The organism is Roseibium sp. (assembly GCF_050301095.1).
Classification (GTDB): Bacteria; Pseudomonadota; Alphaproteobacteria; order Rhizobiales; family Stappiaceae; genus Roseibium.
Genome location: NZ_JBNKYW010000158.1, coordinates 1 through 13,859 on the forward strand (window position 1 = coordinate 1; position 13,859 = coordinate 13,859).

The window sequence follows — 13,859 nt, forward strand, 5'->3', positions numbered from 1 at the left end:
CCGTGGTACGGAGTCAATAGATGGAAGACCTCACAATTGGAAAATTTGCGGCCACCGCCAATGTCGGGGTTGAAACCATCCGTTTTTATCAGCGGAAGGGTTTGCTCAGCACACCCAAGCGCGTTGAAGGCATTCGCCGATATGGCAGCGAAGATGTCCGGCAACTGCGGTTCATCAAAAAGGCGCAGACCGCCGGTTTTACGCTTGAAGAAATCCGCAGGCTTCTGATGCTTGATTCCGGCGAGGACCGAGTCACTGTCCGTGAACTCGCCGCAGAACGCCTTCATAACCTCGATGAAAAGATTGCCGAACTACAAGCCGTCCGGTCATCACTTGAACATCTCGTGGGTGAGTGTGCGGCAAGCAAGAAGGGCCCATGCCCCATTCTCAAATCCTTTGGTGTCTGAGCACCATGCAATGTTTCCGCAAACGGCAGCTTTCGAGGTTCACGCCCGGCTGGCTGAACGTCCGAAATGAAAGCGCATAGCTGCCACTGTTTGACAAAAAGAAATTGGCGGAGCCAAAGCCCCGCCTGGTTCGTTCAACCAAATGCCGCCATTTGCATCTCTGCGGCCTTGCGATCAACGCTCTGGCCGGGATTTTCGACCGGTCGCTGGAAGGGCTTCCATGGCTCGCCGATGACGTGCTCATAGGCTGAGACGACACCCTCGGCTGCACATCTGAGAGAGTAAGCTTGAAGGCCCATGTCCGCCGCGAATTCACGCTTGCGCTGGCCAGCACCGTCGAAACCGACGGGACCTTCGACATCCTCGTCGCGTAGATCGTTTGAGCCCTTGGCCGTGGCGTCACGGGCCTCAGTCACCGCGCGGCTGTAGAACTGGCCCGCACCATGGGCAGAACCGACGAAGGAACCGACGATGCGCTGGAGATGGATTTGCATGGCGCGGTCTGCGAGACCGTCTTTGAGGCTGTCGGCCATGTCGAGGAGCATCTGGTGGTGAAGGTCGCGGATGCCGTCACCGTCAATAACGGGGAGCCCGAAACTCTCCGAGATCTTGTTGCACTGGGCGCTATCGGGGCAAGTGTGGCGGACCATTTCGAGGGAGGCTGCCTTGCGCAGCGGGACGACTTTTGTGGAGCGTGACTGGTTGGCCATGGGAATATCCTTTCGTTTCGAACTTCCGAAGGCTCAGGCCTGCTCTTGGCAAGCCCTCCTTCGGACGCTGTCCTCAAAAAACCGGCGGGGAAAGGGCGGTTCAGGGTCCGAGAACGCCAAGGGCGAGCGAACCAGCCTTGCGGGCAAGCAGTGACTTCAGCCCTGCGCAGTCCCGAACGGCTGGTTTGGCGAGGCCGGCGGTTTCGGCCGTTTACGGCGCGAAGCGGCCTTGATCCAACCGACCGCTGGTTTAGGACCAGCGACCACAACCGAAGTGAGGGACTGCCAAGAGTTTGATGTAGACGGTTTGCTCGAACGGGAAGAGACCTGGCCATCACGCGGGACTTTTCCAAAGCCAGCAGTATCGCAATGCCCGATCGATATCCGCCTTGCCCCGCGTACCGACCACTTCTCCGGCAGAGAGGGTCCCCGTTATTGATTATCGAGATTGCCACCCTCCCCCTCTGCCTTCGCATGTCCAGCCTCGGACGCGTCAAGGAGCGCCAACGCTTTGACAATCCGCTCACAGTCGGTGTCGAATTGCGCGATCTTTGTTGCAGAACCGGAGACGAGCGTTGCAATCAGCCGGGCGTTTTGCGGTCCAAGGAAAAAGAGGTCGCGCCGTGTGCTCTTCACAGTGGCGGCCGCGGTATAGTGGCCAGCAATATAGTCGTCTGGCTTGGTCATGGCTTTGGTCCTTTAAGGGTTTGTCGGCCGGGTGCCATCTATGGCAGTAGCTCCGGCTATTCGTTCGAGGGTTTCGATGGCGCGGTCCTGACGCCGACGCTTGCGAATCAGAGCATCGAGTTCCTGGCGTCGTTCAAACCGGACCTGCCCGATGTTTTCATCGAGAAGGGTTTCATCCGCATTCGTTCAGCACGAGCCGATATCTGCCGTTCAATGATCCGGATATGACGGTCGGTTTCCTCCCGCGCATCAACCATTTTTTGGATCAGCAACGTGCCTTGAGGACCTTTAGACGCGCCCATCGTCAGTTCTCCCAACCGATGAAGCTCGAGGGACCATCGTAGGTTTCATGCCGCGAAGTATCGACGACAAAGCCGAAACGGCCTTGGCTGTACTCTCCGGACGGGATGAGAAAACGACGCTGCTCGACATCCCGCTCGTATTTGCCACCGCGTGAAGCGATGGTTTCAACGTAACCCGGATTTTGCTGAGACGTGATTGCCGACGTAACGATCCAGTCATTCGCGTGGGTCTTGTGGAATGCCGCCTGATCTTTCTTGTAAGAAGCGCCCGGCGCAATCGTTTCGGCCGAAATCCTCTCCCAGGCATCGGGCAACCAGTCTCTCGTGGTCCGTTCGGCTTCACGGCGTTCGAGAGAGGTGAACAGGTCCGGGAGGGTGATTGCAACGATGGCCCATTCGACATCTTCTTCATACCAGCCGCGGGAATTGCGTAGACGGCTGTCGACCTTGATAATCCAGTCGTGAGACAGGTGAAACCCACCATGGCCGGCAGTGTGATGCCTGGTGACACCCTCACCGAACACCGTGCTGCCTTGAGAGGATCCCCAAGGCGTAGACATTTGCGAGGAGACTGACCGGCGGCCAAGGACATCCAGTTCGCTCTGGTTGACCATCCTCTCGTCAATCAAGGACCGGAATTCCACCTCATCGACAACGCGACCTTCATGCCCAAAGAAATCGTCCCTTCTGAGCTGCCGGTCTGGTTGTTTCGAATAGAGCGCCAGAGCGAGATAGAACGCGCCTCCGGCTGTCGGAAGCATGGCAAAGGCCGTGTCACCGACCCGGGCACACAAATGCCCCTCGACTGTTTTCTCGAAGATCGCCTGAACGGCGATCTCCTGATTGTCCTCAGTGGGATGATCCTCGGTCATGCCGCGACCTCGTCGACACAACCGGCAAGCAATTCGTCTGTCACCTCTTCGAGAACCGCATCCGGGTATCCGTGCTGTGACAGCCACTCTTCGGCGTCAGCGCGTGATGCGGCGAGATGAACGAACTCACCCTGCTCACCTGGCTTATCGAAGATCAGGACCTCGCCGGGTTTTGGAAGCTTCACAATGGAAAATTCCAGACGGCTCGTGGTGGGCATCGTCTGGTAGATCCTGATCATCGGTGTCTGGCCGTTGCCCATATCGCCCATATGCAAGGTGATCGACGCGCTCATGGTGGTTTTACCCATCGTGTATGCGGGTGTCTTGCGCGTCAGCCGTCCGATGTCGTTGCTGCGTTTCCAGACCCGCAGCTTGTTCGTGTGATGTTTCGGCGGCTGAGGTGTTCCGTCAGTAAAGCGCACAATTGCGCCAAGGGGGACATGATCGAAGATATTTTGAGCGGACATTGGTTTTTCCTTTCGCTCGTTGGAATGTTAAAACGCCGCCGGAGCGTGCCGGCGGCGTTTGGTGTTCAGTCGGGCAAAGGCGCTGCTATTCGGCAGCTTCGCGGAAACCTTCAGAAACGGCATCCGGATCAGCCCCGCCGAGATCCGGCGCATCATCGTGATCCTCGGTTTCTTCAACGTCGTCTTCCTCGACGATCTCGTTGCGAGCCTTCCAGTCGGCGATCTCGTTTGCCTCGGGCGCGAACAGCGCTGATACGTGGACAAAGCGCTCGTCCTTGAAGTGTTCGACCAGAGCGGAACGGGTATCGCGAACCTTGTTGCGCGGCTGAACGGACGTGTCGGTGCAAGCCGCCTCAAGCGCCTTTCGCGACAGGCAATTGAGGAACTCCTCGCTTCCCATATTGGGCAAGTAGTTGTCGGCTCCGACCACCGTGCCTGCGATCCTCGAGATAATGCCGCTGTTCGACATGTTGCGGCGGCACGAAAGCACCTCGATCAGAATTGAGCGGGCGATAACCCTGAGCGCATCCTTGTCAAAGGCAAGCTGCCCGTTTTCATCGACGATTGAAGCCGCAAGGGGTGCAATCCTGCTGTGGAAGTAACTGACGCTGCTCGTGCCCGTGTCGACCCGGACATTCTGGCTCGCAAAGGCCATGACGAGGAGCGCCATCAGCGTATCGTCCTCGATGGGCGCACGTCCGAGCGCTTCGTGAAGAGCGTCGGTACGGAAATCGCCGATCATGTCCTGGCCCTTTTGCGTGACGTCCGGGCGTGGCGCGGAGGCGACCGGGGCGCCCTCATCTGTCTTGCCTGTGGCTGCTTTTGGCTCGGGCATCCGGTAGACAACCGACTGGACCTTGCCGTCACGGTCGAGATACATGGCCGTGCAATCGGACTTCTTCGGCTTGCCATAGACGTGCTCTGCCTTCTTGGGCAATTCCGGTCCATTCCATGTGCTGAGCTCGGTGATGATGCCATTCTTGGGCAGATTGTTGCTCATCCATTCCTGCTGGGCGCCAAGAAAGGCTTCGACATCGGTCGTGTAACGGCTGTCCTGGTCGGCTGGCGCGAAGAGATCTTCGACCCAGGCAATGCCATAGGCCTTGGCCAGTTCGTCGTCGAAGCTCGCGTCGCGGGCAAACATGCGGGTCTTGGAAAGACCATTGGCAACCGACCACCACGGGGTCGTCTCGTTCTTTTTCGGTTTGTGGGCCTTCCAGACTTCCTTCTGCTCATCGATGGAGGCTGAAGCGATGGTGCGAAGCTGCCGCTCGTCTGGCATGTCGCCCTTCGCCATCTGATCGAGCATGGCGGGAAGCACATTGGCAAGAAGCCGGAGCTTCTTGATCTGGCGCACGGGAAGCGACAACGCCGCACCGATCCCCTCCTCCGTCCAACCGAGTGCGACGAGGCGTTCAATGGCCCGCCACTGATCAACGGGGTTGAGCGGTTCACGAGCGATGTTTTCGACCATGGAGCGCATGGCACCACCATCATCGGCCGGGTCTTGCACAATGACCTCGATTTCTTCGAGCTCGGCGGCGATGGCACCTTTCGTGCGGCGGTGGCCGGCCTGGACGATGAAGCCGTTACCACCATCGGTTTCCTGAGAAACAACAGGCGGCTGGATAATGCCCACGGCCTTGATGGTCGCCAGCATCAGCGCATCGGCCTGCGGGTTTGATTTCGAGCGGCGGGCGTCGTCGGGATTATCCTTCAGCGCGCGTGGATCGATTTTCATGATATGCATGGGAAGCTCCTTTGAAGGTGATGGAGGACCCGGCACCCTGCCAGATCCTCTTGATTGTCTTTTTCTTCAAGACATCCCCCGGACCGCTGAGCGGGCGGGCCGGTGCAACTGCGGACGAGCATCCCTGCCTGGCCGGGCGAGCGGGGCTTCAAAAGCCCTGCGAAGAACGACGGGCCGGGAGTGCCGAGGCCCGCGGTTGAGCGCAAGCGTCACCGGAACCGACCGATCTGCGACCGGTTCCGGCTTTTTCTTCTCCCTTCTTCTTTTCCGCATTTCGGGTTGGTATGAACAGTCGAGCATCTGAACCAGCAATCATCACGGTTGACGATTTTGCGCAAATTACGTAAATTACGCTAAACTTAATCCTTTAGGGAACCAGGCTATGCGAACTGTTGCAGCAAGCGACTTCTCCCGGAATTTCGGAAAATATCAGGACGAGGCGATTTCGGCCGGGGTCATCAATGTGACGAGCCATGGCCGGGTTGTCGGCGCTTATCTTTCAGCGGCGGAACTTGAACATTTCGACGAACTCAAACGCCGCGAGCGCAAAGTTTTGAAGGTCGGTGAACTGGACGAACAGACGCTTGCCGATATCGAGGCCGCTGAATACGACGTTGAGCCCAAGTGAGCATTCCCGTACCGAAGCCTGGTCTGGTCATACGATACAGCTTTCTTTGGAGTTCAGAACAGCGACGAGGTTCCATCGAAGGGTCAAAAGACAGGCCCTGCGCCATTGTCGTTGCTGTGCCCCGAGGTGAACGGGGACAAATTCGGACGATCGTCGCTCCGATCACCCACAGCCCACCCATCGATCCTGAGACGTCGCTCGAAATCCCGGCGAAGATCTGTCGCGACCTTGGACTTGATGACGGGCGGCATTGGCTCCGTTTCGACGAACTCAACGATTTCCTTTGGCCGGGATATGACCTTCGCCCAAAACCTGACGGCCGTTACGATTACGGCATGTTGCCAAAAACGCTCTTCGAAGCCCTGCGCAAGGGGATCATGGAAGCACAGCGCCGCAAGGCCGGTCGCACCGTGAATAGGGAAGACTGATCAGTGAGCGGATATCAAGCTGCGACACTGTTGGCCTCCTCGATCACGTCTGCGGCAAGGCTTTCTTCGATCTTGGCGAGCTTCGCGCGTTTCTCCGAAAGCTCGGATTCGAACCCGAACTCGCCACCTTCGCGGGATTGGTAGGAGGCAAGCCGCCGCTCGCCATCTTCGAGCCTGAGACGGTATTGCGCGCGCTCGTCTTCGAATTCGGACAGTGCATGTTCGAGCCGCGAGACGACGCCGAGGGGTGTGACCGTAAGCGCAATGTCGACTTCCTGATCAAGCTCGGTACGGGCAAGGATGACCTCATAGCGGAAATCGTCCTGACCGAGCCGCTGGCCATCGAAAACAAGATCAAATCCACCGATCTGACCGATTATGGCATCGCATTCCTGCTGGAGCTGTACCAGCGTCAGGATTTCCTTCATCAGCGCGCGGCCAGCGTCCTTTCTTTCCTGAAAGACCTTGCCCTTGACGGTCATGGAGAAGGATTCACCACGGGTCTCGATGCGTTTGGCAATATCAGTGTCAATGTGACCGATACGCCGTTTCGCATGATCGATGTCGCGCCTAGCATTGGCCAATTGCCGCCTCACCGCAAAGAGATCGTCATGATGCGCGGCGCGAAGCCGTTCGAGGCGGGCAATGTCGGCCTCAAGGCCTGCTTTTTCCATCAGGCGCTCATCGCCGGAGGCAATGGCCTTGGCCATCGCGAACTGGTTGGCTTGGCCCTCCCCGAGATCTTCAAGACGACGAACGGATGTGTCGCCTGAAAGGGCTGCGGCAATGAAACGAGCCTTTCGCTCGTTGTTCTGCCACATCTGCGCATCCAGCGATCCTTCCGTTGCATAGGCGAAAATGTCGATCTCGTCATGCTGGTTGCCCTGCCGTTCAATGCGCCCCTCGCGCTGTTCGATCTGGGATGGAAGCCAGGGGACGTCCAGATGATGGAGCGCCTTCAGGCGAAGCTGGGCGTTGACGCCCGTGCCCATCGTCTCGGAGCTGCCAATCAGGAAGCGAACGCGGCCCGCATTGACGTCGCCGAACAAGCGTTGCTTGGCTTCCGACTTCTTGAAGTCCTGCATGAAGGCGATTTGCTCCGGCGGAACGCCAAGCCGGATGAGCTCGTTGCGGATCCAGCGATAGGCGGAAAACCCGCGTGTTTTCTCCACATTGATCGTTCCGAGATCGGAAAAGATCATCTGCGCCGCACCGGGCAATTCGAACGGATTGCCGTCTTTCTGCAAGTAAACGTTGTCAGCCGTTTCCTTCCAGATGCGGAAGGCATTCGAGATCAGAAGGTTCAGTTTATTGTCCGGCTCATTCTCGCTTTCCGGCTCGACCAATCGAAGATCAATCGCGGCATGGCGGCCATCGGTAATAACCGAGAGAAGGATATCGTCACCCGGCTTGGTCGGTCCCTCGCGCTTCTCAATCTCTGTGATACGTGCGCCAAGATACCTTTGGTAATCACCGAACGCAGATGACGGCACAGCTGTCATGATTTGCCGCTGGCCCGTGGCCAATGCAGGGACCTTCACATAATCGCGCAGATCAGTTGGGAGAACGACGTCAGCAAATGAACGGAACATGGCAATCAGTTCCGGCACATTCACAAAGGTCGCAAAGCGCGATACTGGCTTGTATTTGCCCGATGGCTGAAGCTCCAGTTCGGTTGCCACATCACCAAAGGTCGACGCCCAGGCGTCAAATTCATGAAGCCCGCGTTCCTGCAAGGCTGCAAAGCCAAGGAAGCGCTGAACCGAGAACATCTCGCCAAGCGTGTTGGTGATCGGTGTACCCGACGCCAGAACAAGTGCGCGGCCGGGGTTCTTCTGATCGACAAAGCGGGATTTGACGTAGAGGTCCCATGCACGCTGCGATCCATTCGGATCAACGCCCTTGAGTGTGGACATATTGGTCGCAAAGGAGAGTTTCCGGAACTCCTGCGCCTCATCGACAATAATCTGGTCAATCCCGATTTCGGCGATTGTCAGGAGGTCGTCCTTGCGTGATTTGAGCGCCTGCAGGCGATCATTCAACCCTTCTTTCAAACGCTCAAGGCGCTTGCGCGAGACGCGGTCGTCATCGTCAACCCGCAAGAGCATGTCTTCGTAGAGCGAGAGTTCATCAGCAATCATTTCCTGTTCGAACGCGGAAGGCACTGCGATGAACTTGAACGCTGAATGCGTGATGATGATCGCGTCCCATGTCGCGGTTGCTGCGCGTGACAAGAACCTGTGACGTTTGTCTTTGGTAAAGTTGGTCTCGTCCGCTACGAGGATGCGGGCATTTGGATAAAGCGCCAGAAACTCACGTGCTGCTTGCGCGAGGCAATGTCCCGGGACAACGAGCATGGCCTTGGAGATCAAACCAAGACGGCGCTGTTCCATGATGGCAGCGGCCATCGTCATGGTCTTGCCGGCACCAACCGCATGGGCAAGATAGGTTGCCCCGGATGAGATGATCCGCCAGATACCGCGTTTCTGGTGTCCATAGAGCGAAAAGGCGCCCGAGGCGCCTGGAAGATTGAGATGGTCCCCGTTAAAAGCTCGGGGGGCCAGGTTGTTGAAGCGGTCATTGTAAAGTCGGGCCAGCCGGTCGGTGCGATCAGGGTCGGTCCAGACCCAGTTCTGAAACGCTTCCTTGATCTTGGTGAGCTTTTCCTTGGCCGCTTCGGTATCGATCACGTTGAGAACGCGACGCTCGCTGTCACCTTCCTTGACCGTGTCGAAGATCTGCGGAATGCGGCTGTTGAGCGCGTCAGCGATCAACTCACCGGCATGCCGTCGTTTCGTTCCCCAAACCGACGTGCCCTCAGCACGGTAGCCGAGCTGACGGGCATCGATGGTCCAGGATGCCAGTTCCGGCATGTGGCGGATCCGAATATCGGCATTCATCGTCTCCTTGACGAAGGCAACGACATCGTCAGCCGGGATCCATGGAGCACCCAGTCGCGCCGTAATCTCGGACGGCTGCAGGTCGGCAGGCTGGACACCTTCAAGTGCTTTGACATTCCGCTCGTAGACAGGATCCAATGCCGCGGCTGCTTCTGCGATCTCCAGCTTCCTGCGAACCGCACCTGAGAGATAGGCGTCAGCGGTCTGCCACGAGCCGTCAGAAGGGTCCTGGTAGATTGCGCTGCCAAGAGCTGCGATAACTTGTCCGGTGTCCTGATGGAGAAGTTCGGCGATGTGCTCGACATCAACGAAACCGCGTTCATTCAGGACGACCGCCAAGGCGTCCATCGGACTGGTAATGACGGGCGGTGATGGCGGTGCAATCACGCGTTCGGTGAAGATGGGACCGGGCTTGGCCGTGTCGGTGTCGAGATCGTAATTCTCGATGGAGGCGACCAGCCAGCAATCGGGATCGTCCAGAAACGGCTGGAGGTTGGGGCGGCGATGATTTTCCCGTGTTTCACCTGTCTCTGGATTTTCCGTAATCGAGACCTTGGTGTGATTGATCGGGCCAAAATCGCGGACAAAGCTCGACCATTCGATCCGCAACTTTACCTGTAACTGTTTCCACGGCTGATCGGTTTCCTGAGCTTTGAGGACGGCCCTCACCGCATCACGGACCGGGATGAGCTTTCTCACCATTCGGGCCTGTTTCTCTGTGAAACCATCGCTCGAGCGGCCCTTGCGGATGGTGATCGGAACCGGATTTGCCTCGATCACCTGCATCAGGCCATGCTTGTCATCAATGAAGAAGCTCCCCTCACGCACATGCGCATCATTGGGGCGATCAATGGCGACAACGGTATCACCCAGTTCAAGATTAAGGTCGATCATGTCTGGTTCGCCATCGTAGATGTCGCTCGGAAGCGTTTGGATGGCCTGCGCGAGTGCGGCTTCAATCTCCTCGCCGTCCCGTGGCAAGCAGGTGTAGGCCTCCCCATGCGGGCCGGACGCCGTTGCATGATGGCCGAGAACATATTCCGGATGATTGGCGAACCAGTGATTGACCTGAATGGCTTCGCTATCCTCATTGGCCGGAACGACTTCCGCAAGATCAAGCCAATCAACGTCACCTTTGGCCTGCCCCGGTTTGCGCTTTCGGAAAAAAAGAATATCGACGACGACATCCGTGCCCGCGTCCCTCTTGAAACTGCCTTCGGGAAGGCGGATTGCAGCGACGAGATCGGCGGATTCAGCGATATGCGCGCGGGCGGTCGGGTCAATCTTGTCCATCGTTCCCGAACTTGTGACAAAAGCCGCGAGTGCGCCGGGTTTGAGAAGATCGATGGACCGGGCAATGAAGTAGTCGTGCAGCCGGAGCTTCAAGGCGCGGTAATCTCTGTCCGAACGAACGGTTCTGTCGGAGAATGGCGGATTGCCAATCGCAAGATCGAAACGGGCGGGCAGATCGACTTGCGCAAAATCGCCCTCAATGATCCGGGCAGCCGGATGAAGCAAGCGTGCAATCCGCGCAGTCACCGGATCAAGTTCGACACCGGTCATGAAGGAAGCATCCCGGACCTGTTCAGGCATCAGGGATGGAAACAGACCGGTTCCGATCCCTGGTTCGAGCACGCGCCCGCCCCGCCATCCCATGCGACGCAGGCCGCCCCAGATCGCTTTGACAATGAACTCGGGCGTAAAATGCGCATATTGGGTGCAGCGGGTGAGCGAGGCATATTCCGCTTCGCTCACAGCATCCTGCAGATCGCCGCCGATCTCTTCCCAGCCTTTGCGGAATGCGTCCTCACCAGGACGACGAAAAACGGTGTTGGCGAGATCTGAAGCGCCAAAGCCCGTGAACCGGGCGAGCCGTGCCTGTTCGTCAGGTGTGGGCCGTCGGCCTTCGTCGGTAAGTTTCGCGGAAAGCGCAATCGCATCGAGGTTGTCGCGCGCGCGGGCTTTCCAGCCCTTGGCGAGACCCCGGTCACTGGCGAGATAATAGTTCGAAGGGCGAGGATTGCCCTTTTTTGCCGGACGCGATGGTGGTTTCGCGGGCGCTGGATGAGGCACCGGATTTGCGTATTGAGGCTCTTGAAGCGTTTGTGTTCCGGAATAGACACCGTTTCCGATACCGAGACCGGATGAGAGTACGGTATTGCCGAATGCATTGATCGAGAAGGGATCATGGTTTGTCATGGGTTTGTCTCCTGATTTTGAGAGCGCACGAAACTGCACTGCCCGGTAAGCCGGGAAGCGTTGGACCGTGCTGGATTGAATGCGGGGTTGGCGGGCGACAGAGAAAAAGATGCAGGGTTTTTCCGTTCAACCGCCTAGGCGATTTGGGTGCTTGAAGAGCGAGAACGAGATGGTGTTTTCGCTGAGTTCAATGCCCAGATGCGTGGCTTTGGGGTTCTGGTCGAAATCGAGAAGCAGAAGATCGGCGTTGATGAACTCAACGCCGTCATCGCCCCCGAAATGCCGGCATTTTTGGTCCCACCAGTCGGGATTGGTTTTCGGGTCGCACTCGACGGCATAGATGACAAAGGGCATCTCGCCATCGGCGAGTTTGCCGTTCGACATGACGTAGACACCTTCGTCGCCAACCACCCAGAAACCGGGCTTTTCGCCCTCGCCGGGCCTCCCACCGCAATACGGGTCTCGAAAACCCCCATTGGCGGTCGCATCTGCCTCTCCGCGCGCAATTGCCTCGCGGACTTGACTGATTTCAAAGGTGAACATGGCCGACCTCACGCAGCTTCTTGCAACGGCAGGTAGCGCAGATGGACGGGCAGTTTTTCCGAAATCTGCTCATCGGTCAGGTGTTCAAGCAATGCAAACCGTGTTTCGGGCTTGCCGTAGACACGGACCATTCGTTTCCCGCGATGCTCGCGCGTCATCGCCTTCACCGGACGACGCTCACGGTCGACAATCGCATCGCGAATGTCGTTGCAGGCGCGCGGATCGGAGAGATCGCAATAGGCGTGGAAGTAGCGTGTCACGCCATTGATACGGAGTGTGTAAAATACGCTTGTGATACTGTCCGACAGGAATTCGCGCATGGCGAACATTTCCCCGCGCATCCAGAGCGGCGGCGGGATATTCAGCATGTAGTCATGCTGGGTTTCGTCGATCTCGAACCATTCGCCAGCGTAAAGTGCGCCATCACCGGTGGGCGAGCGTTCGGGACGCTGGGCATGGCGGTCGAAAAGACGGAACATCAGGTGGCGGTCGGTGACGCCAAAATAGATTTTGCGGATGGAAGAGGTCATTGGCTTGCTCCTTTAAGGCCGGTCCAGAGCCGGAGCGCGGCGTGCCCCTTCGGCATCACCATCTTCTTCAGCCCTTTCGGACCCCTTCCCGCGGCCGCCTCTCCGACTGCCTGAGTCAAGGGCCGGCGTCAGCCGGGCGGAGCTTCACCCTTGATGCGGGCGGCGGGCATGCGGCAGTTCCCCCTCCATTTGTTCGTTTCCTCTTTCTTCTTCCCTTCCACCTTCAGATCTTCGTTCCAATCGCCAAGACCGGGCCGTAATCGTTCAAAGCGAGATCCGGTCTCCGCAGCCAATTCCTTCAACCGGGCGGCATAGGTATCGCCCTGCTGATTGTTGTCGCTCGCGGCAACAACAGTCATGCCCCTGACCGTTGCCAATGCGAGCAACGCCGCAGACGTTGCTGGCGACCAGCCACCCCCGGTGCTGAGATAGAGTGTGCCACCCCGCAAACCTTCAAGCGCTCCAAGGCTCATGGCATCAATGGCAGCTTCCGTCACGCAGAGGCGTGTCGCTTCGTTGGCGCCGAGCGCGAATAGCGTCTTTGCGCCGCCGGATGCGAAACCGCGCCAATCAGGACCCCGTTCCTCCCAGCCGCAGAGATTGCCTGCAAGGTCACGATGTGCCGCCCACATACTGCCTTGTGGACCCTCGCGCAGAAGATCCTGCGCAATAGCAGTGCGCACGATGGTTGGAGGCAGTGCGCGCTCTCCGGTCAGGTATCGCCATGTGGCCGAGCCGCGCCACGGTTTGCGCCGATGACGCCAGCGGTCGGCGACGGAAATGTCCGGTACTTTGTTGCGTGACTGGCGCTGCCATTGGTGTTCCTTTGGCACGAACCCGACAAGGTCGGCGACCGCGTGAAGGGCCGCAATGAAGGGAAGTCCGTCGAGATGTTCGACAAGGCGGAACACGTCCCCCTTGGCATCAGACAGCGGATCGAACCAGCCCAGGCCGTCATGAATGACGATGATAATGTCATCGCCGCGTCGATATTTGACCGCGCGGCGCGTACTTTCCTTGAGGTCGATGGCAAAGCATGCAGTTTCCAAGACGGCACTGCAGGCGACTTTTCCTCTGAGCTCTTCCAGCTCTCTCTTTTCCATTTTGTCTTCGCGGGGTTCTCGCGTCCTCTGTCTCGTCTTCCGCTCCCGGTATATTCGGGGCGGCACCCGGAGAGCCGCGAAGAGCAAGGCAGGACAAGGGCGTTTCTGGCAAGTCGGCATTTGTGCCGGGTAAGACCCATGGCTGCCAGAAGCGGCGGAGCTTCCCTTGCCGGCCGCAGCACGCAAGCGGCACCAGACATTCGCCTATTACGATAGAGAATGCCCCTCAGCTGCGTCAGGGATCGTTGCCCGAAATGGGGGAAGACCGCTCGCGGGCTTCAGCTTTGCCGAGAGCCCGGCCCAAAGGGCGACGCCCTATTCATCTCCAACCCC

The 13,859-nt window shown here is 58.2% G+C and carries 13 protein-coding genes; 3 read left to right on the forward strand and 10 right to left on the reverse strand.

The features are described from left to right. Positions 1–20: 20 nt before the first annotated feature. Positions 21–407, forward strand: a complete 387-nt coding sequence (locus tag ACQY7U_RS14530) for a MerR family transcriptional regulator (RefSeq protein WP_428645585.1) — start codon at positions 21–23, stop codon at positions 405–407. A gap of 134 nt (positions 408–541) precedes the next feature. On the opposite strand, the gene ACQY7U_RS14535 is transcribed toward ACQY7U_RS14530, so the two are convergent. The 6 genes from ACQY7U_RS14535 to ACQY7U_RS14560 form a co-directional block, all read right to left on the reverse strand. Further along, a complete protein-coding gene (locus ACQY7U_RS14535; protein WP_428645586.1) occupies positions 542–1,117 on the reverse strand; it encodes a hypothetical protein in 576 nt (191 codons plus the stop codon). Between the two features lie 432 nt (positions 1,118–1,549). Then, positions 1,550–1,804 (reverse strand): hypothetical protein, encoded by a 255-nt coding sequence (locus ACQY7U_RS14540; RefSeq protein WP_428645588.1) that lies wholly within the window; start codon positions 1,802–1,804, stop codon positions 1,550–1,552. Positions 1,805–1,911: 107 nt separating this feature from the next. Beyond that, entirely contained in the window at positions 1,912–2,106 is a 195-nt protein-coding gene (locus ACQY7U_RS14545) for a hypothetical protein (protein ID WP_428645590.1), read from the reverse strand. A 2-nt stretch (positions 2,107–2,108) separates the two neighbouring features. Next, entirely contained in the window at positions 2,109–2,978 is an 870-nt protein-coding gene (locus ACQY7U_RS14550) for a DUF7007 domain-containing protein (RefSeq protein ID WP_428645591.1), read from the reverse strand. Next, on the reverse strand, positions 2,975–3,445 hold the full coding sequence (locus ACQY7U_RS14555; protein WP_428645593.1) for a hypothetical protein: 471 nt from the start codon (positions 3,443–3,445) through the stop codon (positions 2,975–2,977). Before ACQY7U_RS14555 ends, ACQY7U_RS14550 begins: the two co-directional genes overlap by 4 nt. 85 nt (positions 3,446–3,530) lie before the next feature. Beyond that, positions 3,531–5,195 carry a ParB N-terminal domain-containing protein gene (locus tag ACQY7U_RS14560; RefSeq protein ID WP_428645595.1) on the reverse strand — a complete coding sequence of 555 codons (1,665 nt, stop codon included), beginning with the start codon at positions 5,193–5,195 and terminating at the stop codon, positions 3,531–3,533. A 382-nt stretch (positions 5,196–5,577) separates the two neighbouring features. On the opposite strand from ACQY7U_RS14560, the gene ACQY7U_RS14565 reads away from it, so the two are divergent. Together ACQY7U_RS14565 and ACQY7U_RS14570 are read left to right on the forward strand one after the other, a co-directional pair. Continuing rightward, on the forward strand, positions 5,578–5,823 hold the full coding sequence (locus ACQY7U_RS14565) for a type II toxin-antitoxin system prevent-host-death family antitoxin (RefSeq protein ID WP_428645596.1): 246 nt from the start codon (positions 5,578–5,580) through the stop codon (positions 5,821–5,823). Further along, positions 5,820–6,251 carry a hypothetical protein gene (locus ACQY7U_RS14570; RefSeq protein WP_428645597.1) on the forward strand — a complete coding sequence of 144 codons (432 nt, stop codon included), beginning with the start codon at positions 5,820–5,822 and terminating at the stop codon, positions 6,249–6,251. The genes ACQY7U_RS14565 and ACQY7U_RS14570 overlap by 4 nt, the downstream gene beginning before the upstream one ends. 14 nt (positions 6,252–6,265) lie before the next feature. Here the strand turns inward: ACQY7U_RS14570 and ACQY7U_RS14575 are convergent, their stop codons facing one another. The 4 genes from ACQY7U_RS14575 to ACQY7U_RS14590 form a co-directional block, all read right to left on the reverse strand. After that, positions 6,266–11,350: a DEAD/DEAH box helicase family protein gene (locus tag ACQY7U_RS14575; protein ID WP_428645598.1), complete on the reverse strand. Its 5,085-nt coding sequence runs from the start codon at positions 11,348–11,350 to the stop codon at positions 6,266–6,268. A gap of 126 nt (positions 11,351–11,476) precedes the next feature. Further along, on the reverse strand, positions 11,477–11,893 hold the full coding sequence (locus tag ACQY7U_RS14580) for a DUF3085 domain-containing protein (RefSeq protein WP_428645599.1): 417 nt from the start codon (positions 11,891–11,893) through the stop codon (positions 11,477–11,479). Positions 11,894–11,901: 8 nt separating this feature from the next. Beyond that, entirely contained in the window at positions 11,902–12,423 is a 522-nt protein-coding gene (locus ACQY7U_RS14585) for a DUF1419 domain-containing protein (RefSeq protein ID WP_428645601.1), read from the reverse strand. Positions 12,424–12,551: 128 nt separating this feature from the next. Further along, the gene (locus tag ACQY7U_RS14590) at positions 12,552–13,526 is read right to left on the reverse strand and encodes a DUF3991 domain-containing protein (RefSeq protein WP_428645602.1); all 975 of its coding nucleotides are present in this window, start codon (positions 13,524–13,526) and stop codon (positions 12,552–12,554) included. Between the last annotated feature and the right edge of the window lie 333 nt (positions 13,527–13,859).

Bases quoted from the DNA above. Each gene is read 5' to 3' on its own strand.
- ACQY7U_RS14560 (WP_428645595.1), bottom strand. From the start codon at position 5,195: ATGCATATCATGAAAATCGATCCACGCGCGCTGAAGGATAATCCCGAC.
- ACQY7U_RS14550 (WP_428645591.1), bottom strand. From the start codon at position 2,978: ATGACCGAGGATCATCCCACTGAGGACAATCAGGAGATCGCCGTTCAG.
- ACQY7U_RS14590 (WP_428645602.1), bottom strand. From the start codon at position 13,526: ATGGAAAAGAGAGAGCTGGAAGAGCTCAGAGGAAAAGTCGCCTGCAGT.
- ACQY7U_RS14535 (WP_428645586.1), bottom strand. From the start codon at position 1,117: ATGGCCAACCAGTCACGCTCCACAAAAGTCGTCCCGCTGCGCAAGGCA.
- ACQY7U_RS14575 (WP_428645598.1), bottom strand. From the start codon at position 11,350: ATGACAAACCATGATCCCTTCTCGATCAATGCATTCGGCAATACCGTA.
- ACQY7U_RS14540 (WP_428645588.1), bottom strand. From the start codon at position 1,804: ATGACCAAGCCAGACGACTATATTGCTGGCCACTATACCGCGGCCGCC.
- ACQY7U_RS14585 (WP_428645601.1), bottom strand. From the start codon at position 12,423: ATGACCTCTTCCATCCGCAAAATCTATTTTGGCGTCACCGACCGCCAC.
- ACQY7U_RS14530 (WP_428645585.1), top strand. From the start codon at position 21: ATGGAAGACCTCACAATTGGAAAATTTGCGGCCACCGCCAATGTCGGG.
- ACQY7U_RS14545 (WP_428645590.1), bottom strand. From the start codon at position 2,106: ATGGGCGCGTCTAAAGGTCCTCAAGGCACGTTGCTGATCCAAAAAATG.
- ACQY7U_RS14565 (WP_428645596.1), top strand. From the start codon at position 5,578: ATGCGAACTGTTGCAGCAAGCGACTTCTCCCGGAATTTCGGAAAATAT.
- ACQY7U_RS14580 (WP_428645599.1), bottom strand. From the start codon at position 11,893: ATGTTCACCTTTGAAATCAGTCAAGTCCGCGAGGCAATTGCGCGCGGA.
- ACQY7U_RS14555 (WP_428645593.1), bottom strand. From the start codon at position 3,445: ATGTCCGCTCAAAATATCTTCGATCATGTCCCCCTTGGCGCAATTGTG.